Origin of the sequence: Mesorhizobium sp. 1M-11 (assembly GCF_001303895.1) — a bacterium.
Lineage (GTDB): Bacteria > Pseudomonadota > Alphaproteobacteria > Rhizobiales > Rhizobiaceae > Mesorhizobium.
On sequence record NZ_LJSD01000024.1, the window covers coordinates 60,886 to 84,683 of the forward strand.

Annotated in this window: 24 protein-coding genes and 1 tRNA gene; 15 read left to right on the plus strand and 10 right to left on the minus strand. The window is 63.2% G+C overall.

Annotation, left to right across the window (positions count from 1 at the left end):
- From AO692_RS11580 to AO692_RS11590, 3 genes are all read right to left on the minus strand, one after another.
- The gene (locus tag AO692_RS11580; protein ID WP_054310218.1) at nucleotides 1-873 is read right to left on the minus strand and encodes a sugar ABC transporter permease; all 873 of its coding nucleotides are present in this window, start codon (nucleotides 871-873) and stop codon (nucleotides 1-3) included.
- A gap of 289 nt (nucleotides 874-1,162) precedes the next feature.
- Nucleotides 1,163-2,473, minus strand: coding sequence for a sugar ABC transporter substrate-binding protein (locus tag AO692_RS11585; RefSeq protein WP_054310219.1), 1,311 nt, complete (start codon nucleotides 2,471-2,473; stop codon nucleotides 1,163-1,165).
- A gap of 324 nt (nucleotides 2,474-2,797) precedes the next feature.
- Nucleotides 2,798-3,760 (minus strand): sugar-binding transcriptional regulator, encoded by a 963-nt coding sequence (locus AO692_RS11590; RefSeq protein WP_054310220.1) that lies wholly within the window; start codon nucleotides 3,758-3,760, stop codon nucleotides 2,798-2,800.
- A 509-nt stretch (nucleotides 3,761-4,269) separates the two neighbouring features.
- Here AO692_RS11590 and AO692_RS11595 point away from each other — a divergent pair.
- The 11 genes from AO692_RS11595 (at nucleotide 4,270) to AO692_RS11645 (ending at nucleotide 14,824) form a co-directional block, all read left to right on the plus strand.
- A complete protein-coding gene (locus tag AO692_RS11595) occupies nucleotides 4,270-4,971 on the plus strand; it encodes an HAD-IB family phosphatase (RefSeq protein WP_054310221.1) in 702 nt (233 codons plus the stop codon).
- Nucleotides 4,972-4,985: 14 nt separating this feature from the next.
- The gene (locus AO692_RS11600; protein ID WP_054310222.1) at nucleotides 4,986-6,428 is read left to right on the plus strand and encodes an aminotransferase class III-fold pyridoxal phosphate-dependent enzyme; all 1,443 of its coding nucleotides are present in this window, start codon (nucleotides 4,986-4,988) and stop codon (nucleotides 6,426-6,428) included.
- 4 nt (nucleotides 6,429-6,432) lie between these two features.
- Complete coding sequence (locus AO692_RS11605; protein ID WP_054310223.1) at nucleotides 6,433-7,356, plus strand: hypothetical protein; 924 nt, start codon at nucleotides 6,433-6,435, stop codon at nucleotides 7,354-7,356.
- Nucleotides 7,353-7,721: a hypothetical protein gene (locus tag AO692_RS11610; protein ID WP_054310224.1), complete on the plus strand. Its 369-nt coding sequence runs from the start codon at nucleotides 7,353-7,355 to the stop codon at nucleotides 7,719-7,721. The genes AO692_RS11605 and AO692_RS11610 overlap by 4 nt, the downstream gene beginning before the upstream one ends.
- Nucleotides 7,721-8,596 carry an alpha/beta fold hydrolase gene (locus AO692_RS11615; protein ID WP_082407328.1) on the plus strand — a complete coding sequence of 292 codons (876 nt, stop codon included), beginning with the start codon at nucleotides 7,721-7,723 and terminating at the stop codon, nucleotides 8,594-8,596. The genes AO692_RS11610 and AO692_RS11615 overlap by 1 nt, the downstream gene beginning before the upstream one ends.
- Nucleotides 8,565-9,758, plus strand: coding sequence for a GNAT family N-acetyltransferase (locus tag AO692_RS11620; RefSeq protein WP_152979813.1), 1,194 nt, complete (start codon nucleotides 8,565-8,567; stop codon nucleotides 9,756-9,758). Before AO692_RS11615 ends, AO692_RS11620 begins: the two co-directional genes overlap by 32 nt.
- Nucleotides 9,755-10,141: an EamA family transporter gene (locus AO692_RS11625; RefSeq protein WP_082407329.1), complete on the plus strand. Its 387-nt coding sequence runs from the start codon at nucleotides 9,755-9,757 to the stop codon at nucleotides 10,139-10,141. The genes AO692_RS11620 and AO692_RS11625 overlap by 4 nt, the downstream gene beginning before the upstream one ends.
- A 239-nt stretch (nucleotides 10,142-10,380) precedes the next feature.
- Entirely contained in the window at nucleotides 10,381-10,827 is a 447-nt protein-coding gene (locus AO692_RS33135) for a DUF2147 domain-containing protein (protein ID WP_054310226.1), read from the plus strand.
- Nucleotides 10,828-10,852: 25 nt separating this feature from the next.
- Nucleotides 10,853-12,598 (plus strand): ATP-binding protein, encoded by a 1,746-nt coding sequence (locus AO692_RS11635; protein WP_054310227.1) that lies wholly within the window; start codon nucleotides 10,853-10,855, stop codon nucleotides 12,596-12,598.
- Complete coding sequence (locus AO692_RS11640) at nucleotides 12,591-13,967, plus strand: sigma-54 dependent transcriptional regulator (protein WP_054310228.1); 1,377 nt, start codon at nucleotides 12,591-12,593, stop codon at nucleotides 13,965-13,967. Before AO692_RS11635 ends, AO692_RS11640 begins: the two co-directional genes overlap by 8 nt.
- Nucleotides 13,968-13,975: 8 nt before the next feature.
- Nucleotides 13,976-14,824 (plus strand): MipA/OmpV family protein, encoded by an 849-nt coding sequence (locus tag AO692_RS11645; RefSeq protein ID WP_152979814.1) that lies wholly within the window; start codon nucleotides 13,976-13,978, stop codon nucleotides 14,822-14,824.
- 35 nt (nucleotides 14,825-14,859) lie between these two features.
- On the opposite strand, the gene AO692_RS11650 is transcribed toward AO692_RS11645, so the two are convergent.
- From AO692_RS11650 to AO692_RS11665, 4 genes are all read right to left on the minus strand, one after another.
- On the minus strand, nucleotides 14,860-15,750 hold the full coding sequence (locus AO692_RS11650; RefSeq protein WP_054310248.1) for an alpha/beta hydrolase: 891 nt from the start codon (nucleotides 15,748-15,750) through the stop codon (nucleotides 14,860-14,862).
- Nucleotides 15,751-15,824: 74 nt separating this feature from the next.
- Nucleotides 15,825-16,256 carry a hypothetical protein gene (locus AO692_RS11655; protein WP_054310230.1) on the minus strand — a complete coding sequence of 144 codons (432 nt, stop codon included), beginning with the start codon at nucleotides 16,254-16,256 and terminating at the stop codon, nucleotides 15,825-15,827.
- 227 nt (nucleotides 16,257-16,483) lie between these two features.
- Nucleotides 16,484-18,136, minus strand: coding sequence for an ABC transporter substrate-binding protein (locus tag AO692_RS11660; protein ID WP_054310231.1), 1,653 nt, complete (start codon nucleotides 18,134-18,136; stop codon nucleotides 16,484-16,486).
- Nucleotides 18,137-18,188: 52 nt separating this feature from the next.
- Complete coding sequence (locus AO692_RS11665; protein ID WP_054310232.1) at nucleotides 18,189-18,977, minus strand: 2OG-Fe(II) oxygenase; 789 nt, start codon at nucleotides 18,975-18,977, stop codon at nucleotides 18,189-18,191.
- 101 nt (nucleotides 18,978-19,078) lie between these two features.
- Between AO692_RS11665 and AO692_RS11670 the strand changes: the two genes are divergently transcribed.
- The gene (locus AO692_RS11670; RefSeq protein ID WP_054310233.1) at nucleotides 19,079-19,999 is read left to right on the plus strand and encodes a LysR substrate-binding domain-containing protein; all 921 of its coding nucleotides are present in this window, start codon (nucleotides 19,079-19,081) and stop codon (nucleotides 19,997-19,999) included.
- 20 nt (nucleotides 20,000-20,019) lie between these two features.
- On the opposite strand, the gene AO692_RS11675 is transcribed toward AO692_RS11670, so the two are convergent.
- The 3 genes from AO692_RS11675 to AO692_RS11685 all read right to left on the minus strand — a co-directional run bounded on the left by AO692_RS11675 (nucleotide 20,020) and on the right by AO692_RS11685 (nucleotide 21,320).
- Nucleotides 20,020-20,502 (minus strand): GNAT family N-acetyltransferase, encoded by a 483-nt coding sequence (locus AO692_RS11675; protein WP_152979815.1) that lies wholly within the window; start codon nucleotides 20,500-20,502, stop codon nucleotides 20,020-20,022.
- Between the two features lie 5 nt (nucleotides 20,503-20,507).
- On the minus strand, nucleotides 20,508-20,858 hold the full coding sequence (locus AO692_RS11680) for a hypothetical protein (protein ID WP_054310235.1): 351 nt from the start codon (nucleotides 20,856-20,858) through the stop codon (nucleotides 20,508-20,510).
- A gap of 387 nt (nucleotides 20,859-21,245) precedes the next feature.
- A tRNA-Thr gene (locus AO692_RS11685) sits at nucleotides 21,246-21,320 on the minus strand.
- A gap of 131 nt (nucleotides 21,321-21,451) precedes the next feature.
- On the opposite strand from AO692_RS11685, the gene AO692_RS33385 reads away from it, so the two are divergent.
- From AO692_RS33385 to AO692_RS11695, 3 genes are all read left to right on the plus strand, one after another.
- Nucleotides 21,452-21,625, plus strand: a complete 174-nt coding sequence (locus AO692_RS33385) for a hypothetical protein (RefSeq protein WP_162839662.1) — start codon at nucleotides 21,452-21,454, stop codon at nucleotides 21,623-21,625.
- A 218-nt stretch (nucleotides 21,626-21,843) separates the two neighbouring features.
- A complete protein-coding gene (murA, locus tag AO692_RS11690; protein ID WP_054310236.1) occupies nucleotides 21,844-23,142 on the plus strand; it encodes a UDP-N-acetylglucosamine 1-carboxyvinyltransferase in 1,299 nt (432 codons plus the stop codon).
- Nucleotides 23,143-23,362: 220 nt separating this feature from the next.
- Nucleotides 23,363-23,797, plus strand: a complete 435-nt coding sequence (locus tag AO692_RS11695; protein WP_054310237.1) for a DUF2948 family protein — start codon at nucleotides 23,363-23,365, stop codon at nucleotides 23,795-23,797.
- Nucleotide 23,798 lies beyond the last annotated feature (1 nt).

Consider the following 23,798-nt stretch of genomic DNA (forward strand, 5'->3'; position numbering starts at 1 on the left):
CTACTTGTCCAGGTTCTTGCCGACGGCGCGCATGGCGAAGAAGGCAACGATGTTGGCAAGGATGACGGCGATGATGCCGCCGGCGGACGCCTGGCCGATTTTGTATTCGAGCAGGGCCTTCTGGTAGACGAGGAACGGCAGGTTGGTGGATGCATAGCCCGGCCCGCCATTGGTGGTGACGAGGATCTCGGCATAGACCGAAAGCAGGAAGATCGTCTGGATCAGCACCACCACGGTCATGGCGCGCGAGAGGTGCGGCAGCGTCAGGTACCAGAAACGCGAAAGAATACCGGCGCCATCCATTTCAGCCGCCTCCTTCTGCTCGCCGTCCAGCGATTGCAGCGAGGTGAGCAGGATCAGCGTGGCAAAAGGCAGCCACTGCCAGGCGACAATGATGATGATCGAGAACAGCGGATATTGCGCGAACCAGTCGATCGGTTGCGCCCCGAAGAACCGGGCGATGTCGGCGAACACACCATAGCCCGGGTGCATGATCATGTTCTTCCACACCAATGCTGCCACCGGCGGCATGACGAAGAAAGGCGAGATGACCAGGATGCGTACGAAACCCTGCCCCCACATCGGCTGATCGAGCAGCAATGCGAGCAATATGCCACCGACGATGGTGATGGCCAGCACCGCGACGACGAGGATCAACGTGTTGAGGATGGCGGTGATGAAGGCCGGGTTGTTGAAGAACAGCGCGTAGTTCGAGAAGCCGATGAAGCCGTCGCGGATCGGGTTCAGCGGATTGTATTGCTGGAAGGAGAACCACAGCGTGATCGCCAGCGGCACCGCCATCCACACCAGCAGGAGCAGCACCGAGGGTGCGGCCATGAAACGCGCGAGCGTACGGGTCTGTTTGGTTGCCATGGTCTCCTCCCGAATACGGGCTATCTTGCCGCTTTTCGCTGCAAGTCGTGGCAAGGGGCGGCACCCCCTCTCCCGGTCACGGGGAAAGGGTAAGGGGCGGCGCCAGGCTACGCGAAGTCGCGCTGTCCCTCATCTGCCGCATCTTTCTCCCCGTGAGGGCGGGGAGAAGAACGCTATCCTTTAAAATGGCCGCCCGGACCGGGAAGACCCGGACGGCCAAGGCACCAGGATGTCGTCAGCGTCAGGAGACGCCTTGGACACCGGGAGGAGCCTTTGGGCAGAAGGGCCCTTACTGGATGTAACCGCCTTCCGTCATCGCCGCCTTGGCGGCATCCTGTGCCTGCTTCAGGGCATCGTCCACCGACATCTGGCCGGCAAGAGCCGCCGAGAAGAGCTGGCCGACCGTCGTGCCAAGACCCTGGAATTCGGGGATCGCCACGAACTGCACGCCGACATAAGGCACCGGCTTGACCGTCGGCTTGGTCGGATCGGCGGAATTGATGGAGTCCAGCGTCATCTTGGCGAAGGGCGCGGCCTTCTCATATTCCGGATTGGCGTAGAGCGAGCTGCGGGTGCCGGGGGGCACGTTGGCCCAGCCTTCCTTCGAAGCCACGAGGTCGAGATAACCCTTGCCGGTTGCCCAGGCGACGAACTTCTCGGCCGACGCCGCCTTCTGCGTGCCAGCCGGAATGCCGAGCGACCACGCCCACAACCAGTTGCCGCGCTTGCCGAGGCCGTTGTCCGGCGCCAGCGCATAGCCGACCTTGTCGGCGACCTTCGAGTTCTTCGGGTCGGACACGAAGGAGGCAGCCACGGTGGCGTCGATCCACATGCCGCACTTGCCCTGCTGGAACAGCGCCAGGTTCTCGTTGAAGCCGTTGGAGGAAGCGCCGTCCGGTCCGTCGGCCTTCATCAGGTCGACATAGAACTGCAGCGTGTTCTTCCATTCCGGCTGGTCGAACTGCGGGTTCCACTGCTCGTCGAACCAGCGCGCGCCGAAGGAGTTCGACATGGCGGTGAGAAATGCCATGTTCTCGCCCCAGCCGGCCTTGCCGCGCAGGCAGACGCCGTTCACGCCGTTGGCCTTGTCGGTCATCTTGTCGGCGGCCTCCTTGATGAAGGTCCAGGTCGGCGCATCGGGCATCTTGAGGCCGGCCTTCTCCATCAGGTCCTTGCGGTACATGACGAAGGAGCTCTCGCCATAGAAGGGCGCGGCATAAAGCTTGCCGTCGACGGAAAGACCACCGGCGATCGCGGGGATGATGTCCTTCTGGTCGTAGTCGTCGCCGAGATTGTCCAGCGGCAGCAGCCAATTCTGTTTCGCCCAGATCGGCACCTCATAGGTGCCGATGGTCATCACGTCATACTGGCCACCCTTGGTGGCGATGTCGGTGGTGACGCGTTCGCGCAGCACGTTCTCTTCCAGCGTGACCCAGTTGAGCTGGATGTCGGGGTTCTTCTTGGTGAAGTCCTCCGTCAGTTTCTGCATGCGGATCATGTCGCCATTGTTGACGGTGGCGATGGTGATCGTCTCGGCATGCGCGGCGAACGCAAAAGCGCTGGCCGAACACAGCCCCAGGACGAGGGTGCGCAGGTTCATCGATTCCTCCCAAAAAGCCAAAGTGAGCATTTGCCTTAGCTGTGAGCAATTATTCATTCTTCGGGATTTATGTCAAGCCGGAATCCGGCGAGGGTTCGCGAACTCTCCTTCTCCCCTTGCGGGAGAAGGTGGCCGAGCCCGGCGGCACAGCCGCCGCAGGGCGAGGTCGGATGAGGGGTGTTGGACGGAACGCGGCCGATGTGACCTTGATGAAGGGGCTGAAACGTCGCGTTTCTTCCAGCACCCCGTCTCGGCGCTGCTCCGGCGGCAAAGCCGCTGGAGGCGAGCCACCTTCTCCCACAAGGGGGAAGAAGGAATTGGCGCCTAGACTGCCGCCGCCACCAGGCTCTCGGCGGTGCGCTCGTCGGTGATCAGGCCATTGACGAGACGCCGCGTCACCGCGGCGAGGATGCCGGGCAGCTTGCGTTCGCCCATGGCCAGCGCCACCACCAGCGAGCGTTCCCGCGATGGCAGCGGCGCGGAAGCGACGCGGTCGTTGGTGATGCCCTCGATCAGGCGGCCATCGCGGTCGAAGGCCCAGCCAACGATCTCGCCGACGGCGCCGGCCTTCTGCAACGCCTTGAGATCGGCCTCGGTGATGAAGCCGTCTTCCAGCAGCGGCGCCTGCGGGCCAAGGTCGCCGACGCCGACAAAGGTGATGTCGGCCTGTGCTGCCAGCGCCAGCGTTGGCTGGATAAGCTGCTGGCTGTGCAGCATTTTCCGCTCCTCCGGCGAAGAGGCGATCGCCGGTAGCGGCATCGGGAAGCTGCGCGCCTTGATGGTGTCGGCCATGGTGAAGATGACGTTGTAGAAGGCGGCCGAACCGTCCGGCGAGATGTTGCCGGTGAGCGAGACCACCTTGTGCTGCGGGCACTCCATCGGCGGCAGCTGTTCGATCGCCGCCTTCAGCGTGCGGCCGGTGCCGATTGCCATGATGACCGGCTCAGGCCGGCGCAGCCACTTCTCGATCTCCACCGCCGCAGCCTGGGCGACACCGATGGTCGAGGAGGTGGAATCGGGATCGCTCGGCGTCACCTCGACAAGGTCGAGCGCGAAGCGGGATTTCAGCCGGGCAGCAAGATCGAGGCAATTGGCGATGGGATGATCGACCCGGACCTTGATCAACCCTTCGGACATGGCCAGCGACACCAGCCGCTGCGCGGTCTGGCGGGAGATGCCGAGCTTCGTTGCGATCTGATCCTGCGTGTTGCCGGCGACATAATACAGCCAGCCGGCACGCGCGGCATCGTCAAGCCTGGGATTGCTGGTTTCGGACCGGGCACTCATTGCGGGCACTTCACGGAGACTGTCTCGCTGCTACTGTCGCAGGGTTTTCGGAAATGCGCAATCGCTCACGGGATAGACAATTGTTCAGGCCTATTCTGTGCGGTTCCGGAATGGATCCCTGACACTCGCCGCTCCCTGCGGTCGCTTCCGAGGTCGAGGATGACGAACTTCCAATGCCCGGCGCAAACCGCAAGCGCTGGCGCCGTTGCAAAGGCTGGTATCATCGCCAACCCCGGGGATTGGCGCGGGACGCCCAATCACCACGTCATCCTCGGCCCCGAAGGGAGCGAAGCGACCGGAGGGTGTCGGGGATCCATTCGGGAACGTTGATGATACCAAAGCGATCCAGAGCAATGGATGCAGCAACCCTCCCAAAAATGCAGACTGCCTGCCCCCTTCCCGGCAGGTTCCTACAATTTTTGTAGCTAGAAATCCCGGAGCGAAAACCACCATCTCCTGATTTCGTTCGGTTTTTCGACTTGGCATGCGGCGTGCAGGTGCAGTGCAGCATGAACAAGATCGACCTCCTCCCCCTGCCTCCCGTGGAGTGCTTCATCGATTTCGATGGCACGATCTCGCTGGAAGACACGACAGACCTTTTGCTCTCGCAGTTTGCGCAGCCGGCATGGCGCACCATCGAGGCTGCCTGGGAGCGTGGCGCGATCGGTTCGCGCGAATGCATGTCCCGGCAGGTCGAGCTATTGCGTGTCGAGCCGGTCATGCTTGACCTTTTCGCCAACTGCCTGCGCATCGACCCCGGCTTCGCCCCCTTCGCCGAGGCGCTGCAGGCCAGCGGCGTCAGCGTCACCATCGTCTCCGATGGGCTGGAACGCGTCATTGCCCACGCGCTCAAAGATTACGGTCTCGCCCTGCCGGTCCTCGCCAACGAACTCATGCATGCCGGCAGCGACCGCTGGCAGCTCGGTTGCCCGCATGCCTCGGCCAACTGCCGCGCCAGCTCCGCGCACTGCAAATGCGCCAGTTTCGACCGAGCGCCAGACAGCGCGCTGCGCGTGCTGATCGGCGACGGCCGCTCCGATTTCTGCGCCGCGTCCATCGCCGACATGGTGTTCGCGAAAGGCAAGCTCGCCGACCATTGCCGTGCCAACGGCATCACCTACCGCAGCTTCGGCAACTTCACCGACCTGCCGCCGCTCTTCTCCGACTGGCTGGCCAACGCCATGGCCGTCCAGTCCACCCCTCTTCTGTAACAAGGATCTGATCCATGCCCACCAACGCCGCCCTTCGGCTCGACGCCGGCAACGATTCCGGGTTCGAGCTCAGCGAGGCAGATCTGCTCGCGCTCGAAGCAGAATATTGCTCGCATGGCGACACCGTGCACTACACGGACTTCCCCAAGATCTTCGACCGCTGCGAAGGCTCCTACATGTTCGATGCGGCCGGCACGCCGTTCCTCGATCTGCAGATGTGGTATTCGGCGGTCAATTTCGGCTACGCCAACCAGCGTCTCAACAATGCGCTGAAGCGCCAGATCGACAAGCTGCCCCAGGTCGCCAGCCAATATCTGCATCGCGAGAAGATCGAACTCGCCGCGTTGATCGCGCGCGATGCCGAGCAGAAATTCGGCCACAAGGGCCGCGTGCATTTCAACGTCGGCGGCGCCCAGGCGATCGAGGACTCGCTGAAGCTGGTGCGCAACGCCTCGAAAGGCAAGAGCCTGATGTTCGCCTTCGAGGGCGGCTATCATGGCCGCACGCTGGGCGCCTCGGCCATCACCTCGTCCTACCGCTATCGCCGCCGCTACGGCCATTTCGGCGAACGCGCGCAGTTCGTGCCATTCCCCTACCACTTCCGTGCCCCCAAGGGCATGAACAAGGAAGAATATGGCCTGCATTGCGTGCGCCAGTTCGAGCGCCTGTTCGAAAGCGAATATCAGGGCGTGTGGGACCCGAAGGCCGGCGAGGCCGAATATGCGGCCTTCTATGTCGAGCCGCTGCAGGGCACCGGCGGCTATATCGTCCCGCCGATGAACTTCTTCACCGAACTGAAGAAGGTGCTCGACCGCCACAACATCCTGATGGTGGTGGACGAGATCCAGATGGGCTTCTACCGCACCGGCAAGCTGTGGTCGATCGAGCACTTCGGCGTCAATCCCGATGTCGTCGTCTTCGGCAAGGCGTTGACCAACGGCCTCAACCCCCTGTCCGGCGTATGGGCGCGCGAAGAGCTGATCAATCCGGGCGCCTTCCCGCCCGGCTCGACCCACTCGACCTTCAACGCCAATCCGCTCGGCACCGCCGTCGCGCTCGAAGCCATGAAGATGATGGCCGAGGACGACTATGAAACGACGGTGCCGGAAAAGGGCGCCTATTTCCTGCGCGGCCTTGAAGAGCTGAAGCGCCGTCACAAGATCGTCGGCGAAGTCGATGGCCTCGGCCTGGCGCTGCGCATCGAGATCTGCGAGCCGCATGACAGCTACACGCCGTCCAAGGCGCTGGTCGACCGCATGGTGGACGAGGCGCTAAAGGGCGATCTCGTGCATAACGGCCAGACCTACGGCCTGGTGCTCGACATCGGCGGCTACTTCAAGAACGTCATCACGCTGGCGCCGTCGCTGACCATCAGCCATGCCGAGATCGACCTGGCAATCGCGCTGCTCGATCAGCTGTTCACCCGCGTGACCAAAACCCACCCAGCCAAGGGATGAATGTATGCGCCTGCGCATCGTCGATCTCGACGGCGCCGTGACGGGACAGGGATTCCACAGCACCCGGACCGAACCAGCCGACATCGTGCCAGCCGGGGACCTCGCGCCCCGGCTGCGCATCGTTGCGAGCAGGCAGGCGCTCAGCGAACTCGGCAAGCGGGTCGGTCCGCGCACGGATGGCAGGACCGAGGTGATCTTCTACGGCTCCGGCGACTTCCATCACCTCACTGACCTGTTCCTTGGCCGGACAGAGGAACCGGTGACGGTGATCCAGTTCGACAATCATCCCGACTGGGTGACGTTCCCCGCAACGTCCAATTGCGGCGGCTGGGTCAACCGCACGCTGGAGCGGCGCAATGTGACCCGCGTCATCACCATCGGCCCGACCAGCACCGACCTCACGCTGCCACAGATCAAGTCGGCCAACCTTCAGGCGATCCGCGACGGCCGCCTCGAAATGTATGCCTGGCGCGTGCCGACGACGCAGCTTGTCGGCAAGGCAGTCGAAAAAGGCGGCGCCAGCACCTTTGGCGACGGCTTCGCCAAGCGGCTTATCTGGCGTAACCTCGCAGACGAGGACTGGGAGGCCTTCGTCGGCGAGCTGATTTCCCGGCTCGGGCCGGAAGCGCTGTGGATCACCTTCGACAAGGACGTTCTGGCCACCAGCGAAGCGGTGACCAACTGGGACCAGGGCGCCATGCGGCTCGACCAGGTGCTGCACGCCATCGAACGGCTGGCCGCGCACCGGCGCGTCCTCGGCGTCGACGTCTGCGGTGACTATTCGCCGCCCAAGTTCCGCGATCCGTTCCGTTACACGCTGGCCAGGCTCGACCATCCGCGCCAGCCGAAATTCGACGCCGCGATGGCCACCGTCAACGACACGACCAACGCCCGCATCGCGGCAAGGCTCGAACAGGTGCTGGCATGAGCACCGAGCTGATCGTCCTGTTCGTGCTCTCGATCGCCTGCGATGTGTTCGGCCAGATCGCTTTCAAGTTCGGAGCCGACGCGCTGCCGGAATTTTCCGCCCAGCGCTGGCAACCTTTCGCCCGTGCCCTCTTCGCCGACCGTTGGGTCGGACTCGGGCTCATCATCTATGTCGCCGAGTTCATCATCTGGGTGCGCATCCTGACGCTTGCGCCGCTCGGCATCGCCTTTCCCCTCGCCAGTCTCAACATCCTCGCCATCACGCTCGCCGGGCGGCTGTGGCTGGGGGAAGAGACCGGCCCCTCTCAATGGCTCGGCGCGCTGCTCATCACGGCAGGCGTCATTCTCGTCGCAGGTACGATCTGATGGTTGAAACATCCACGAAACTCAAATCCAAGGACCGCACCATCTTCTTCCCGCGCGGCGATGTCGGCGTGCTGCTTCTTCACGGCCTCGGCGGCACGCCGATCGAGATGAACAACGTGGCGCGCAATTTCGCCGAGCGCGGCCACACGGTGCTGTGCCCGATGCTGGCCGGACATTGCGGCACGGAGGCCGACCTGATCGCCACCAACTGGAAGGACTGGTACGCCAGCGCCGAAGACGCCTTGACCACGCTGGAACAGCGCTGCCGTGTCGTTCTGGTCGGCGGCCTTTCGATGGGCGCGGTGCTCGCCGCCATGCTGGCAGCGCGCCAGCCGCAGCGCGTGCACGGCCTCATCATGTTCGCACCGACGCTCTGGTACGACGGCTGGTCCATCCCCTGGTACCGTTTCCTGCTCAAGCTCTTCATCAACACGCCGAGCGGCCGCAAATACCGTTTTGTGGAACAGGAGCCCTATGGACTGAAGGACGAGCGGCTGCGCATGGTTCTGGCGCAGTCGATGTTCTCCGGCGATTCCACCGCGGCCGGGCTCGAAGCGACGCCTGCGCTGGCGCTGCGCGAACTGTGGCGGTTGGTCGACGCGCTGAAGCCGGAACTGCCGGAGCTGCGCCAGCCGACGATGGTCGTGCATGCCCGCGAGGACGACATCGCCAGCCTGTCGAACATGGAGTATTTTCAGCGCCATCTCGGCGGCACGGTCGAATCCCTGGTGCTCGACGACAGCTATCACCTGGTCACGCTCGACCGGCAGCGCCGCCTGGTCATCGCAAGAGCCGCCGCCTTCGTCGAAAGCGTGGCACAGTCCCATCAACGCGCGGGTTCGCATGACCATGGAAGCCTTCAGGTCGTCGCCTGACGCGATGCCGATATCAGGCGCGATCGTGGCGGGCTTGTCCTCGCTCGATCCGGCCTCGTGGCCGCAGACGAGTTGCAGCGATGCCGAAGGCATCCACTATCACGCCGCCTGCGAGGTATCGGCCGCGGCGGACGGCAGTGCGCCGCTGGCCGTAACCGTGAACGACCCCCGCGGGCTGGCGATGGCAGCCCCCCTGTTTTCGCTGACCTACCGGCTCGATACCCCGTTCCAGGGGTCGCTCGGTGCCTGGACAGGGCGGCTGGTCGACCAGTTTCCGGGGTTGCTGGCACTCGGCCTGCTCGGCGTCGGTTCGCCGATGGCCGACCATTGCCATTTCGTGCGCCGCGACTGGCTTTCGACCAGCGAAAGCACCACGGCGCATGCCACGCTGATCGATGCGGTGGAGCGGGAAGCGCGCAGGCGCAAAGCGGCCGTCATCGTGTTCAAGGACATCACGCCCGAGGACGAGGTCCTGGTCGGCAATCTGCTTGCCGCCAGGGGCTTCGCGCGGCTGGCCAGCCTGCCGGTGGCGGTGGCCGATGCCGGCGACAGCGAAGACGCCTATCTGGCGCGACTTTCGAAGGCCACGCGCAAGGACGTCAGGCGCAAGCTGAAAAGCCGGGACGCCGTCCGCATCGAACGGCGCAACGACATCGCCGGGCTGGAGGACGAAATCGCTGCGCTCTATCGCTCAACGCAGGAGAACAGCAAGTTGCGTTACGGCGATTTCGAGGAATTGCCGCGCACCTATTTCACCGAAGTGGCGCATCGCCTCGGCAAGGATGCGGTGTTCCAGCTCTACTGGGTCGGCGACAGGCTGGCCGCCTTCAACCTGCTGCTCGTCGGCGCCGACCGCGTGATCGACAAGTTCCTCGGCATGGCCTACCCGCTGGCGCGCGAGCACAATCTCTATGTGGTGAGCTGGATGGAGAATCTGCGGTTCTGCAGGGAGATCGGAAGGCCGCTTTTGCAGACCGGCCAGACCGCCTATGCCTCCAAGCTGCGCATGGGCAGCCGGCTGGTGCCTTCGGCCATCTTCGCCAAGCACACCAACGGGTTGCTCAACCGCGGCCTTGCGGCAATCGCGCCCTGGCTGGCGCTCGACCGCTGGGATCCGGACCTGCGCGAGGTACGCGCTAGGACCAAGGCGGGTGAACAATGAGCATGTCAGCCACAAGCACCTCCGGCCTGCGCGGCATCATCGCGGGCTTCGTCGTCGTCGACACGGCAACGCAGATCGCCTTCAAATGGGCGAGCGAGCGCATCGGCGCCGGCTCGCTCGACATGGCCTGGGTGCTGGCGGCACTGGCGACGCCGGCACTATGGCTGGCCGTGTTCTTCTATGCCCTTACTTTCGTGCTGTGGATGCTGATATTGGCGCGCATGAACCTCGGCCGCGCCTTTCCGCTTTCAGCGCTCACCTATGTCACCGTGCCGGCGGCGGGCATGTTCTTGTTCGGCGAACATCTTACCTGGCCGCAGACGGCCGGCATCGCCCTCATCATCTCCGGCGTGCTGCTGATCGGTCGAGGAAAAATGGAATGACCGCACTTGCCCGTTTGTGTGGAAAAGTGGCCCAGTTGTCGCGTATCGCACGAAGACCCCCTCTCCGTCTCGCCCTTCGGGCGATCCACCTCTCCCCCGCCTTCGGCTGGGGCGAGGAACCGCGATTGCAGCGCCGGCGCCCATCCAGTTTGGGTTCCTCGCCACTGCGAAGCGGGGGAGAGGTGGCGCCGCGAAGCGGTGACGGAGAGGGGGTCTTCGTGCGATACGCGGTGGCACTAGTGAGCCTTCTGCTCCTGACCACCGCCGCTTCCGCGCAAACCGACATTACGACCACCTGGCTCACCCATGACGGCCAGGGCGTGGTCGAGATCGCCCCTTGCGGCGGCAAGCTGTGCGGGCGCATCGTCTGGCTGAAGACGCCGACCGACGACAAGGGGCTTGCCCTGACTGACCAGAACAACCCCAGCCAGAAACTGCGCAAGCGGCCGATCTGCGGCCTTGCCGTGCTGAGCGGACTTACACCCGATAAATCGGGTGGCTGGGACGGCGGCAAGATCTACGATCCGGAGGAAGGCGACACCTATGACGCGGCGTTGAAGCTTGCCGGTCCCGACAAGCTGACCGTCACCGGCTATCTCGGCGTCAAGGCACTCGGCCAGACCTTCACCTGGAAACGCTACGCCCTGCCAGCCGCACAGCGCTGTTCCCCGGCGGCACAACAATGAAACCGCGACCGCAACAGGAGGTGTCGTGCTCAACGGGCTGACCCTGCGCTGGCGCCTTGTGCTTGCCTTCCTGGCGGTCTCCGTGCCGCCGGTGCTGATCGCGTCCTATGTCGCGGCGGTGCTGATCTCATCCAGCTTCAAGCACAATGTCGAACGCTGGCTGGGCCGTGCCGCCGACTTCCTGGTCAGCGAAACGATGAGCAGCGAGGACGAGGCCGACCGCGCCGCATCGATCCTTGCTGCCTCGCTGCCGGCGCATGGCGGCCCGCTGACCGGCGAGGTCAACGAAAACTCCACATCGCTGCGCGTCTATTCGGACCTGCTTTCCACCGTCGGCTATGATCTGGTGCTGATCTACGACGACAATGGAAACACGCTCTACCGTTATGGCAGCGCCACGCTTGATATGCCGCTGCCGCGCAGTTCGACGCGTTCGGTTTTCACCGCAAGCAAGGACGACCGGCCGGCGCTCGTTGTCGGCGCGGCACGGCTGTTCGAACGCGACGGGCAGGTGCTGCACGTTCTGGTCGCCAACCAGCTCGACGATTCCTTCTTCGCCGCACCCCGTGCCAAGACAGCGATCATCATCCACGCCTATCGCCTGCAGGGAAACACGCTGATCCCGCTCGTGCGCGAAGGACGTGGCGATCCGCTGACGGTATCCGACGACGTTCTGGCCATCCTGAACAGGGGCGACAGCTACACCGTGGTGCCGGACAAGGGCAGCGGCGGCCTGGCCACCGGCTACGGCGCCATTCGCGACGATGCCGGCCGCCTGGTCGGCATCGTCACCTTCGGCCTTGCCGCGCGTCGGCCGGTGTTCGAACAACTGATCGACTGGCGGCTGTTCACCATCCTGGCGCTGATTGCCTCCAGCCTTTCCATCACCGTCGGCATCGTTCTGGCCCGCCGTCTGACCGGACCGCTGCAGAGCCTGAAACGCGGCCTGCGCGAGGTCGCCTCGGGCAATTACCGTCTACAGCTGTCCGAAGGCGACGGCCCGGAATTCGCCGAAGTGGCGAGCGGCTTCAACGTCATGACGCGCCAGTTGGAGCGGCTGCGGCAGATGGAAGGCGAGATGCGGCGGCGCGAGCAACTGGCGGCGCTCGGCGAGGCGGCGGCCGTCATCGCGCATGAGATCCGCAATCCTCTCGGCATCATCAAGACGTCGAGCCAGGTGGTGGCCCAGCGCAGCTATCTCACCCAGCCCGACGAACGGCTGCTGGGGTTCGTCCTCGATGAGGTCAACCGCATCGACCGGCTGGTCACCGAGGTGCTCGACTATGTGCGGCCGAACCGGCCGACCATGCGTATCCTCGCGCTGGATGAGATCGTGCACAGGGCGATCGATTTCATGACGCCGGAACTCGACAAGCGCGGCATCACCCGTGAACTCACGGTGGCGAGCGGCTTGATGGTGGAAGCCGATGGCGACCAGATACACCAGGTGATCATCAACCTCGTGCTCAACGCCATGGAAGCGCTGACCGATGGCGGCAAGCTGACAGTCAACGCGCAAGCCGACGACGAGGCATCGGAAGCAGTGCTGACCGTCGCCGACAACGGCACCGGCATGGAACCGGACGTGGTCAACCGCATGTTCGACCCGTTCTTCACCACCAAGACCAAGGGCACCGGCCTCGGGCTGGCCAAGGTGCTGTCCGTGATCGAACATCATGGCGGGGCGATCACCTGCACCAGTGCATTGGAGAGCGGCACCAGCATCGTTATACGTTTGCCGATGAACCGGAAGAAGGGTGCAGATGGCTAGTTCGATCCTGGTCGTTGACGACGAGCCTCGCCTTGCCGAGACGCTGGCGTTGGCGCTGGAGGGCGGCGGCCTTTCCAGCGATTTCGTGACCAGTGCCGACAGTGCGCTGGAGCGGATCGAAAATGGCGATTTCGGGCTGGTGATCACCGACCTCAGGATGCCCGGCCGCAACGGCCGCGACCTGCTGCAGGAATTGCGCAGCAAGCGCCCCGACCTGCCCGTGGTGGTGATGACGGCCTACGCCTCGCTGCGCGACGCGGTCGCCCTGGTGAAGGAAGGCGCCTTCGACTACATCTCGAAACCGTTCGAGATCGATGACGTCATCGCGACCGCCAGGCGGGCGCTGCGGCTGACGCAGATGGTCAACGAAAACCGCCGCCTGCGCGCGGAACTGGAAGACAGATACAGTTTCGGCAATCTGATCGGCTCCAGTCCGGCCTTCGCGGAGGTGCTGCGGCAGATCGCGGAAGTCTGCGCAAGCCGCGCCACCGTGCTGATTCAGGGCGAGAGCGGCACCGGCAAGGAACTGGTCGCCCGTGCCATCCATTTCAACAGCCCGAGGCGGGACAGCCCCTTCATCGCCATCAACTGCTCGGCGATCCCTGAACATCTCCTGGAAAGCGAATTGTTCGGTCATGCCAAGGGCGCCTTCACCGGCGCCGTTGCCGCGCGCGACGGCCGTTTCGTGACCGCCAATGGCGGCACGTTGTTCCTGGATGAAATCGGCGACCTGCCCGCCTCGCTGCAGCCCAAGCTGCTGAGGGCGCTGCAGGACCAGACCTTCGAGCCGGTCGGCTCCGACCGCAGCGTCAAGGTGGATGTCCGCATCATCGCCGCCACGCATCGCGACCTCGAGGCGGCGATGGATGAAGGCGATTTTCGCGAGGATCTTTATTACCGGCTGGCCGTCTATCCGATCCGCGTGCCGGCGCTGCGCGAACGCAAGGAAGACATTTTGCCGATCGCCTGCCATTTCCTCAATCATTTCGCTACCGAAATGACCAAGAAGATCCCAGGCTTTGCGCCCGAGGCCGAGGCGGCGCTTTCTGCCTATCAATGGCCCGGCAACATCCGTGAACTGCAGAACGCCATTGAGCGGGCAACCATCGTGGCATCCCGCAACGTGATCACCCCGCAGGATCTGCCGGGTTATGTCACGCGTGCGAAACGGCAGGCAGCGACGACCCCTGCAGTGCCATCCGATCTCGATAGCGAGATGGAACGCATCGAGCGTGATTTCATCCTCGCCGCCCTGCAGGAGAGCGACGGCGTGCAGGTGAAGGCAGCCGAGCGGCTGGGTATCGCGGAACGAAGTCTTTGGCATCGGGTCAAAAAACTTGGTATCAAGATCGCCAAGACAGCGAAGTGAGGTTGGTTTTGCGTTGGTTCTCCCGACCCGGCCGCGAAGGCAGCGGTCTGTTCAATTCGGCTTTGCTGGCAGCCGCCATTGGCGTTGCCTCGCCGGTTTCCGCACAGGCTGCCGATAACGTCGGCGAACAGCCGGTTGCCTCCAACGACCCCTGGATCATCAGCGTCGGCGGCATGATGACGGTGAGCCCGAAATGGGATGGCTCATCGCGCTATGGCCTCGGCGGCATGCCTTCGATCTCATTCCGCCGCGCCTCGGAGCCGCAGACCTTCTCCGCGCCCGATGACAATTTCGACATCACCTTCTTCACCGGCAAGCGTTTCGCGATCGGCCCGGTCGCCAGCCTGCGCCCCGGCCGCTCCACCGAGGGCGGTCGGCTGGAAGGGCTGGACACCTATCCCTGGACGGTGGAAGCCGGTGTCTTCGCCGAATTCTGGCCGATCGAGGATCGGTTGCGGCTGCGCGGCGAACTGCGCCACGGGCTGCATTCCAATGACGGCTTCAGTGCCGACCTGATGGCCGACTATGTGCAGAACTACGGCCAGCTGACGCTGTCGGGCGGCCCACGCCTGGTGCTGGCGGACGACAATGTCATGAACCTCAAATATGGCGTCTCGCCGGAAGCGGCGCTGCGCAACGGCACCGTGGCTGCTTTCGATCCCAAGGGCGGCCTCGTCAGCGTCGGCCTTTCGGCGGCACAGAGCTATGTCTGGTCGAAGGAATGGACGACCACGCTCTACCAGCGCTTCGACTATATGGTCGGCGACGCCGCCGATAGCCCGATCGTCAAGGATCTCGGCTCGCGCAACCAATTCACCTTCGGCGTCGGGGCGACGTATTCGTTTACAGCGGAGTAGGCTGTCAGCCTTTCGATCTCGGCCGAGTTCCCGCATCAACCCGGCTCGAAAAAGTCCCGCAGCAGACGGGCGGTGGCTTCCGGCTTCTCCTCCGGAAAAAAGTGACCGCCATCGACCGAGTGGCCTCGCACGTCCTTCGCCCAGCGGCGCCATATTCCCAAAGGCCCGCCGACCTCTTCATACCAGCTGGCCAGGCCGCCATGCGCGCTCCACAGCGCCAGCAGCGGACAATCGATCTGCTGTCCCGCGTCGAGGTCGGCACGGTCGTGTTCGCGGTCGATGGTGGCGGCGGCGCGATATTCCTCGCAGATCGCGTGGATATGCGCCGGATCTCGCAGCGCGGCGACATAGGCGTCCCGCACGGCACGCGGGAAAACACCGGGCGGCGATCCCCATTCGTCCAGCGCATTGTCGACGACCGCCTCCGGTGCAGCGCCGATCAGCCGCTCGGGCAGCGGCGCCGGCTGCGCCAGCAGCGAGAACGGCCAGAACGCCAGGGCAAGGCGCGCATCCGCGCGGTCCCACACCTCGAAGGTAGGGATGACATCGAGCACCGCAATCTTGGCCACCGCGTCGGGATGGTCGAGTGCCAGGCGATAGGCGACCCGGCCGCCACGGTCATGACCCGCCATCGCAAAGCGGTGATGCCCGAGTGCCGCCATCGCCTCGATGAGCGTCGCCGCCATGGCGCGTTTCGACATGGTTGCATGTCCTTGGGCAGCAGGCGGACAATCGCTGGCGCCATAACCCGGCAGATCGGCGGCAATGACGGTGAAATCCCGTGCGAGCATCGGGGCGATGTCGCGCCACATCAGGCTCGTCTCAGGGAATCCATGCAGCAGGAGCAGCGCCGGCCCCGATCCGCCCTGATGCGCGAACACGCCGCCCTGCGCCGTCTCGACCCTGCGGCTCTCGAACCCGGTCATCGTCCGTTCCATGGAAGACAGAACGCACGGCGCGCGGATTTCGTTCATCGAATTGCCGATGGCAAATGCTGGCTTCAGCCGATGCCGTGCTTCTTCAGAAGTTCCTGCTCGTCGCCCGCGACCCAGCCGAAGACCTTCGGCTGGCCGTCCAGCATTTGCATGAGATAATGCACCTCGAAGTCTATCGACAGGTCCGGCTGATCCTTGCGGGCATAGGTTGCCGCCCAGGCGACATGAGCGACGCAGTGGTGCTCGTCGATCGGCGTGACACGGATATCGCGTATCCGCATCGCCTTCGTGCCGATCTCCCGATAGTGCGCATAGCCGTGCGCCAGAGTCCGCTTGAGCTGGTCGTCGTTCCTGCCGGTCATCACCCCGCGCGGCGATGCCGCGATGAATTCAGGAGCGTAGAGCGCCGCCAGTTCATCCTCATCGATGTTGCCGGCGAGTGACTGGTTGAAAAAGCCTGCGTAGCGTTCGAAGAACTTCTTGATGCTCGGTTCCATCATCAGTCTCCCTGGTTCCGCTGGACGCGAAAGCTCCGCAGGACATCGAGGTTCCATTTATCGATGGCGCCTGGCGTGCCTGCTGGCGGATCGCCTTTCCCACAGGGACATTAGAGCAATTTTCCCGAGACTTGGAGCACGCACGCTCAACGGTTATGGTAGCGCGCCTTATCGCTATCCGCTTGGCGCAAATCGCGACGATCACCCTCGGGGACCATCGTCGCATGCTAGTCGTCAAGCCAGACCGTCTCCAAGAACATGCAGAAGGTCGGGTGCATCTCCATGCCCTTGACCTGAGGCGCGGTGTGGTTGAACAGGCTGCGCCAGAATGGCTGGATGATGATACCGGACGACTGCAGGATGGCCTCGATGTCGGCCATCACCGCCCTGCGTTTGTCCGGATCCGGTATTGCCAGCGCTTCTGTCAGCCTGGCATCGAACACCTTGTCGGCGAAAGCAGTCTCATTCCAGGCGCCCCCAGACTTGTAGGCGAGGCTCAGAACCTGGACACCCAAGGGCCGCATCGCCCAGTTGGTGAGCGAATAGGGAAATTTCGTCCAGTCGTTCCAGTAGGTCGAGCCCGGTAGAACAGTCCGCTTCACCTTGAAGCCGGCCTCTCGCAGCTGAGCCGCGATCGCGTCGCCCGTGTTCTTTTCCCATTCCTCGTCGACCGTGACGATCTCGTGCCCGAAGTCGAGTTGGCCGGCTTCAGCCATCAGTGTCTTGGCCCGGTCGAGATCACGGCCGATCGGAGGCAGTTTGGCGTATTCGGGGTGGATGGGGCAGACATGATGGTTTTCGGCAGGCGTTCCACGACCGCCATAGCCGAGCTTCAACACAGCATCGTTGTCGACCGCCAGCTGCAGTGCGTTGCGCACGCGCGGGTCGTCATACGGCTTGTTGGCAAGATTGATCCGCGCCACGATGGTTCCCGCGGTGATCGCCTCGGACCTTACCAGGCGCATGTCGTCGAGAACCGAGACAAAATCACCTGTCGTCTCGTAGTTGGCCTGCACCTCGCCGGACTCGAATGCACTTGCCATCGCTGATGGATCGGTGCCGTAGTCGATGAATTCGACCCCGTCCAGAAATGCTTCGCCACCCCACCACGCCCCGTTCACCCGCCGCTTCAGCACCGCGCGCTGCCCGACATCGTAGCTGACCAGTTCGAAAGCGCCGGTACCGATCGGGTTCTTGACCAGGTCCGCACCCGTTTCGTCGAATGTCGGATGCACCAGAAGCGCCGGATATTCGGCCATACCCGGTATGATGGAGATGTCAGGCGCGCCGAGCCGCAGCTTGATCGTGTGATCATCCACCTTTTCGACAGCACCTTCCCTCGCCTTGCCGGTGTCTGCATCGATCAGGGACGCCATGTGCGTGGTCATGGAATTACCCTCGACCTTGCTGTCGCACCATCGACGAATATTGAAGATCACGTCGTCGGCACTGAAAGCATCACCATTGTTCCAGGTCACGCCCTTGCGGACGTGCAGGACATATTCGGTGGCGTCGTCGTTGGTTTCCCAGCTTTCCAGCAATATCGGCTCGAAGGTCGCCTGCCGCGTATACCTGACCAGCGGTTCGACGACCTGCCGGGCGACATTCGACATTTCCGACCAATCGAACAGGCGGGGATCCTTGAGTGGTTTGACGAACATCGCGATTTTCAGCGTTCCGCCTTTCTTCGGGGTCGGTGCCTCCTCCGCCATGGCCGGAACCGAAATACCGAGCATGGCATAGGCGACGGCAGTCGACGCACCGGTCGCGCTCGCGATCGCCAGAAACTCACGGCGGTCGTATCGCCCCTCGCGTGTAGCCTGTGCCAGCCGCTCCACGGAAGCGGGAACCGGCGACCCGTTGCGCCTGAGAAACGTCATGCTTGCCTCCTTGAGTGAACCGCGATGGCGACGCCTGGGCGGGAGTACCCGCTCACGCTGCCCGGCCGTAGAAGCCGAACCTCTCCTCCGGACTGAACATCACACCCTGCCGTTCGTAGTAGGAGAAGACCGCGATAATGCGCTCGCGGTCACCCGCTACCGGCGTAACCCGGTGCGCCGTGTTCTTGCCTCTGAAGATATTCAGTGTTCCCGGCTTGAGGCGCGTGGTCTTGACGAGAGAATCGCGACCTTCGAGCAACTGGGCAACGCCGGGATAGTTCGGGTCGGTGTCGGAGCGCAGGTCGGTTCGGTATTCGAAGGCACCACCTTCGTCGGGCGCCTGCAGCAGCAGCGTGGTGGTGAATTCCGATCGGTCGAAGTGCCAGTTCAGAGCCTCGCCCGCGCGGTAGGCCATCACATTGGCGCGCGCCAGCGGATCGTCCATCACATAGAGCGCCTGCTTATCCATCGTTGCCGCCAGGAAAGTCGCGAGTGGCGCATATTCGTAGATTGCGAGCACGATGCTTTCGGGCATCTGGTCGGCGCACAGCGTGTGACTGACGGTTTCAACCTTGCGCAGCGCCGGGTGGTCGGCCGGCAGTTCAGGAATCTGCGGCTTGAAATAGATGTTGTGCACCCGACGATGCTCGTGGGAGCGGCTGTCCATGGCGGGCTTGATCTCGGCTGCCGCCCGCTCGGCAACACCGGGCAGCAGAAACCCCTCGAGATCGAACATGCCATTCGCGACAAGCGCCTCTCGCGACTTGGCCACGAGGGCGTTCCAATCGTCGCTGCCGGGACGGTCGAGAGGGAAACGGTCGAGATCGATGATGTGCTTCATGGTTTCCTCCAAAGGCTGTGACCCACATGTGGTCGCAATTAAATCTTCGCTTCAACGGGCAAAATTATTAGGGTTGCGAAAGAAAACCTTATGGAGGAGTTATGGAGCGGCTTCCGCCCCTGAATGCGCTGAAGGCCTTCGAGGTTGCCGCGCGGACCGGCAACTTCACGCTTGCAGCCCGGGAACTGGGCGTCTCGTCGGCCGCCGTCAGCCAGCAGGTGCGCAACCTGGAGGATTATTTCGGCAAGAAGCTGTTTCTGCGCACGGGTAACCGCATCGCATTGACCGACGCAGGCCACGCGGTTTACCCGCAGACGGCGCGCGCGCTGGGCGACATCGCAGCGATCACCGCCCGGATCCTGTCGGACGAAGTGCGGATGCGCCTGGTCGTCAGCGCCCCGTCTTCTCTCGCGGAAAACTGGCTTGCGCCTCGGCTGTCCGCGCTTTTGGACAGCTATCCGCGCATAGCGATCGATATTCGCGTCGAGGAAGATCCGATCGACGTCATGCGGCAGGGCGTCGACGTCCGCATCAGCTACGGCGACTACCACTATCCCGAACTCGTGAAGGTGCGGCTTCTGCATGACGAGGTTCTGCCCGTCTGCTCACCGGAGCTGTCGCGCGGTCTCGGCAACGACGCCAGCCTCATCGATGTCCACGAAAGCGCGTTCATCCACACCAATTGGGGCCCGAACTATGCCTCGCACCCGACATGGTCGGAGTGGTTCGCGGCACAGGGTAGCGCGCGCCGACCTGATCCATCGCGCGGCAGACGCGTAGGCCTGTCCAGCCTGGCCATTTCCTCAGCCCGGCTTGGACTGGGCATAGCACTTGGACAACACGCCCTTGCACGCGCCGATCTCGAAGCTGGCCGCCTCGTCGCACTATCGTCGACGACGGTCAGGCTCGGTCATCCCTATTGCGCGTTCGTGCCGCCCGCAAAAACCAGCCGCGCCGACGTCAAACGGCTCATTGATCTTCTAAAAGCAGATGGATTCAGCCAACCGGCAGACATGATGTAAGGATGCCGCCGCTTGCGCCTTCAATCGAGCGATCGCCACATTGCGTGACGGATCGTCATATATCCTGCCTTTTGGTAGGCAGCCGCCGCTGCGTGATTTCCCTCGAGAAAGCTGAGGCCGATTCCGGCCGCGCCCCATCCACGGCATTTCGTTTCGGCCGCCTCAAGCAGCATCGAAGCCAGACCTTTCCTGCGAAACTGTGGCAACACGAAGAGGGTGTCTATTGTGGCCTGCTGCCGCAACGGGAGCAACGCACCCTTCGTCGAGCCGGGATGGTAGATCGACAGAAAGCCTCGCCGTTCATCGCCCTTTGCAGCGATAAGAAACGCCTCGCTCTGCAGGCATGCTTCGATGTTAAGACCCGGTGAGCCCTCGCGGTAGCGGCCATTGCTACGGATAAGCGTTGTCATTTCATCGTTGAGCGTGCTCAAGCTTTCGCGCAGGAAATCGAGGTCCGATGGAACCGCGTCCCTGACACCTATCTCTGTCAGCGTACCGGGCATCACCCTCACTCTCCTGCTCTCGCCATAGCATAGGCATTCCGCTTCGGAAGCGGCCGGTCAAGGGACGATCCTTTGATGGCGGCGAACCAGGCGCCCTCGACCATGCGGGCTGCCGAACGCGCCGACTTCTCGACACCGTTGAGACTGCCGATGTCGCGGCTGATCTCGGAACCATGCGCGTTCATCGCCCAGAACCATAGGCCTTGCTGCGGTCCGGCATCGTGCATATAGATGCGGCCGACGCTGCCGTCATAACCGTCGGCGTCGGCAACATAATCGGCTTCACGATCCGCCTGTCGCCAGTTCAGACGCAAGGAAAAAGCTTCGCTCTCCGCGACCCTCGCAGGTTCGGTCATCATCGTTCTCCATCGGTTTGATGGCAACAGATTGCCATCGCGATGGAGAGCCCGTCAAGGATTTTGTTCCTATTTTGTTCTCATGCGAACAGCTCCTGACTCGACACCGAGATGCTCGAATCGTCACAACGCCGCCGAACGACCGGCGTCGCGAGTCTGCCTCGTTTCTCAGGACGAACCGTGCAATCCGGGAGCCTTCCCGTAGGGAGGCAGACCGTGCAGGCTGCGCACAGTGACAAGGCGGTTTGTTGATTCTATTGGGAGAAATCGTGCAGTTCGATGCCGCATGTTCGAACCCGCAGGATTCGCAAGGAGCGACTGTCCGTCGGCCGCTCAGGCCGCCCCATCGGAGCCGTGAGCAAAGCGAATTGGCGTTAGATAGGAGAATGGTGCTGCCAGAGAGGATTGAACTCTCGACCTCTCCCTTACCAAGGGAGTGCTCTACCACTGAGCTACGGCAGCGCCTTGAATGCGGCGCCTTCTGCCACAATGAATCGCCAAGCGCAAGTTGCTATAATAGCAATTTCCAAGAGACGTTCAGACATGGCCGCGCCACAATGTCGGTTATGCATTGTTAAGGACTACGCGAGACCATGAACGACAAGACCAAGCCGGAATCGAGGAGCGACCACCGCAAGGCCAGGCTGGCGGATGCCCTGCGTGCGAACCTGCAGAAGCGCAAAGCTCAGCTCAGGTCGCGCCGCACCGGCGAAGCCGACACAAGACCTGAAGGGTTGGCTGCATCGAAGGAACGGAAAGACGACTGAGGAATCGGAGGGCCGGCCATTTTGCGCCGACTTCCCGAAATCCTAATGCGCTCGGAGCGCATTAGGGCCTTTGATTTTGAGCATGTCGTTATCGCAAAACCGCTGCACGCTTTTGCACGACATGCTCTATTTCTTGAACCGGACCGACCAATGGTTTAGAGGGCGGCCCAAACACAACCGATTTAAAAGCCGGCTTCCCGGCCGAGGGACATTTTTTCATGGATCGCATCAGGATCGTCGGCGGCCGCGAGCTCGCTGGCACCATCCCCATCTCCGGCGCCAAGAACGCTGCCCTGCCCTTGATGATCGCTGCGCTGATGACCGGTGACACGCTGACGCTGGAGAACGTGCCGCACCTGGCCGACGTCGAGCAGCTCATCCGCATCCTCGGCAATCACGGCGTCGACTATTCGGTGAACGGCAAGCGCGATCACCAGAACGGCAATGGCGGCGGTTATTCGCGCACCATCAACTTCACCGCGCGCGACATCGTCGATACCACCGCCCCTTATGAGCTGGTCTCCAAGATGCGCGCCTCGTTCTGGGTGATCGGCCCGCTGCTGGCCCGCATGGGCGAAGCGCGTGTGTCGCTGCCCGGCGGCTGCGCCATCGGTACCCGCCCGGTCGATCTCTTCATCGACGGACTGCAGGCGCTGGGCGCCGATATCGACGTCGACAATGGCTATGTCATCGCCAAGGCCAAGAACCGGCTGAAGGGCAACCGCTACGTCTTCCCGAAAGTCTCCGTCGGCGCCACCCATGTGCTGATGATGGCGGCGTCTCTGGCGCGCGGCGAAACCGTGCTGGAAAACGCCGCCCGCGAGCCGGAAGTCGTCAACCTCGCCGAATGCCTGAACGCCATGGGCGCCAAGATCCACGGCGCCGGCACCTCGACCATCACCATCGATGGCGTCGACCAGCTTTCCGGTGCCAGCGTGCGGGTCATTCCCGACCGCATCGAAACCGGCACCTATGCGATGGCTGTCGCCATGGCCGGCGGCGATGTGCTCCTGAAGGACGCCCAGCCTGATCTGCTGCAGAACGCGCTCGACGTGATCGCCCAGACGGGCGCCGAGATCACGCCGACCAACGAAGGCATCCGCGTGAAGCGCAACGGCGCCGGCATCTCGCCGGTCGACGTCACCACCGAGCCTTTCCCCGGCTTCCCGACCGACCTGCAGGCGCAGTTCATGGGCCTGATGACCAAGGCCAAGGGCAAGTCGCGCATCACCGAAACGATCTTCGAAAACCGCTTCATGCATGTGCAGGAGTTGGCCCGTCTAGGCGCTCACATCACGCTTTCGGGCCAGACGGCGATCGTCGAAGGTGTATCGAAGCTGAAGGGCGCGCCCGTGATGGCGACCGACCTGCGCGCCTCGGTGTCGCTGGTCATCGCCGGCCTTGCCGCCGAAGGCGAGACCACCGTCAACCGCATCTACCATCTCGACCGCGGCTTCGAACGGCTGGAAGACAAGCTGTCGGGCTGCGGCGCGGTGATTGAGCGGATCAGCGGCTAAGTAGGCAGTAGGGGAATAGGGCAGTAAGGCAAAGGAACGCCTGCGGTATCACCGGATACTGCCAGCTTTCTTGTTTCCCTACTGCCGACTGCCTACTTCCCTACTGCCTTAGTCCCTCAATCCCTTATTCCCCTACCGCCCTCCTCTCCCGGTTGCGCCCGCCAGAAAGACCGCCTAACAGAAGGTAAGACAACAAAACCTTCGCAGGTGCGGTATCCGCATGGACGCTTTGAAGTTATTGGCGCTGGACGACCAGGACCTGGGCATCATTTCGGCCCATGTCCAGGATGCCGTCATGAAGGTGGGCGACCTCGAATATCTGCCCACATGGAAGCGCTTCGTCATGCCGATGAACCGCTTTGCCTGGGAAGTGCGGTCCGGTTTCTTCCGCAAGCACAATGAGCGCCGGCAAAGCGTGCTGCATTTCGAGCGCGTGCAGGCGGTGAAGACCAGCGGCATCGCCCGTGACAAGGCGGACGAGGTGCTTTCGCTGCTTGCCGTCAGTTTCATCCCGATCGCGCCGCCGGCCGGCATCATCGAACTGATCTTCTCCGGCAACGGCACCATCATGCTGGAAGTCGAATATGTCGAGGCGCGCCTCGCCGATCTCGGCGGCGCCTGGCAAGCCTCCTCGCGCCCCGCGCACAGGGGCTGAC

Excerpts from the sequence above, each read along its gene's own strand:
- AO692_RS11580 (WP_054310218.1), bottom strand. The coding sequence starts at position 873 with ATGGCAACCAAACAGACCCGTACGCTCGCGCGTTTCATGGCCGCACCC.
- AO692_RS11585 (WP_054310219.1), bottom strand. The coding sequence starts at position 2,473 with ATGAACCTGCGCACCCTCGTCCTGGGGCTGTGTTCGGCCAGCGCTTTT.
- AO692_RS11590 (WP_054310220.1), bottom strand. The coding sequence starts at position 3,760 with ATGAGTGCCCGGTCCGAAACCAGCAATCCCAGGCTTGACGATGCCGCG.
- AO692_RS11595 (WP_054310221.1), top strand. The coding sequence starts at position 4,270 with ATGAACAAGATCGACCTCCTCCCCCTGCCTCCCGTGGAGTGCTTCATC.
- AO692_RS11600 (WP_054310222.1), top strand. The coding sequence starts at position 4,986 with ATGCCCACCAACGCCGCCCTTCGGCTCGACGCCGGCAACGATTCCGGG.
- AO692_RS11605 (WP_054310223.1), top strand. The coding sequence starts at position 6,433 with ATGCGCCTGCGCATCGTCGATCTCGACGGCGCCGTGACGGGACAGGGA.
- AO692_RS11610 (WP_054310224.1), top strand. The coding sequence starts at position 7,353 with ATGAGCACCGAGCTGATCGTCCTGTTCGTGCTCTCGATCGCCTGCGAT.
- AO692_RS11615 (WP_082407328.1), top strand. The coding sequence starts at position 7,721 with ATGGTTGAAACATCCACGAAACTCAAATCCAAGGACCGCACCATCTTC.
- AO692_RS11620 (WP_152979813.1), top strand. The coding sequence starts at position 8,565 with ATGACCATGGAAGCCTTCAGGTCGTCGCCTGACGCGATGCCGATATCA.
- AO692_RS11625 (WP_082407329.1), top strand. The coding sequence starts at position 9,755 with ATGAGCATGTCAGCCACAAGCACCTCCGGCCTGCGCGGCATCATCGCG.
- AO692_RS11640 (WP_054310228.1), top strand. The coding sequence starts at position 12,591 with ATGGCTAGTTCGATCCTGGTCGTTGACGACGAGCCTCGCCTTGCCGAG.
- AO692_RS11650 (WP_054310248.1), bottom strand. The coding sequence starts at position 15,750 with ATGACCGGGTTCGAGAGCCGCAGGGTCGAGACGGCGCAGGGCGGCGTG.
- AO692_RS11655 (WP_054310230.1), bottom strand. The coding sequence starts at position 16,256 with ATGGAACCGAGCATCAAGAAGTTCTTCGAACGCTACGCAGGCTTTTTC.
- AO692_RS11660 (WP_054310231.1), bottom strand. The coding sequence starts at position 18,136 with ATGACGTTTCTCAGGCGCAACGGGTCGCCGGTTCCCGCTTCCGTGGAG.
- AO692_RS11665 (WP_054310232.1), bottom strand. The coding sequence starts at position 18,977 with ATGAAGCACATCATCGATCTCGACCGTTTCCCTCTCGACCGTCCCGGC.
- AO692_RS11670 (WP_054310233.1), top strand. The coding sequence starts at position 19,079 with ATGGAGCGGCTTCCGCCCCTGAATGCGCTGAAGGCCTTCGAGGTTGCC.
- AO692_RS11675 (WP_152979815.1), bottom strand. The coding sequence starts at position 20,502 with ATGCCCGGTACGCTGACAGAGATAGGTGTCAGGGACGCGGTTCCATCG.
- AO692_RS11680 (WP_054310235.1), bottom strand. The coding sequence starts at position 20,858 with ATGACCGAACCTGCGAGGGTCGCGGAGAGCGAAGCTTTTTCCTTGCGT.
- AO692_RS33385 (WP_162839662.1), top strand. The coding sequence starts at position 21,452 with ATGAACGACAAGACCAAGCCGGAATCGAGGAGCGACCACCGCAAGGCC.
- murA (WP_054310236.1), top strand. The coding sequence starts at position 21,844 with ATGGATCGCATCAGGATCGTCGGCGGCCGCGAGCTCGCTGGCACCATC.
- AO692_RS11695 (WP_054310237.1), top strand. The coding sequence starts at position 23,363 with ATGGACGCTTTGAAGTTATTGGCGCTGGACGACCAGGACCTGGGCATC.